Genomic DNA, 406 nt, shown 5'->3' with positions numbered 1-406 from the left:
GTATGCACCCGAGCAAGTACATCTTGTGAGATATAATTATTCTTCTACAACGTTTGAGTTTAATGTTTTATAGTTATGAGGATATAAATCTGTAATGTTCTTGTGGTTGATAGATTGAATATTTTCTAGAACATATTTAAGCCATTGGTATGGATTAATATCGTGCTTTTTGCAGTTAGCAAAAAACGTATACGCCATAGCCGCCCTTTGAGCTGCATCGTGTGATCCTGCAAAGAGATAGTTTTTACGTCCAATAGCTACTGGTCTAATTACATTTTCAATGAGATTATTGTCTATCTGTAAGTTTCCATCATATAAGTACGCACTAAGATTATCCCATCTAGTTTGTGAGTAAGCAAAAGCTTTACCTATTTGACTTTTAGGAAGTACGAGTTTCATTTGAACA

1 protein-coding gene is annotated in these 406 nt (G+C 34.0%); it reads right to left on the bottom strand.

Translation table 11 applies throughout. From position 1 onward, the window contains the following. Positions 1–36 precede the first annotated feature (36 nt). A partial coding sequence (locus GOQ24_RS08785; protein ID WP_160339502.1) for an IS66 family transposase occupies positions 37–406 on the bottom strand: 370 nt, incomplete at its 5' end.

Origin of the sequence: Myroides sp. LoEW2-1 (assembly GCF_009767705.1) — a bacterium.
Taxonomy (GTDB): domain Bacteria; phylum Bacteroidota; class Bacteroidia; order Flavobacteriales; family Flavobacteriaceae; genus Flavobacterium; species Flavobacterium album_A.
This window is presented reverse-complemented; position numbering and strand designations above follow the sequence as displayed.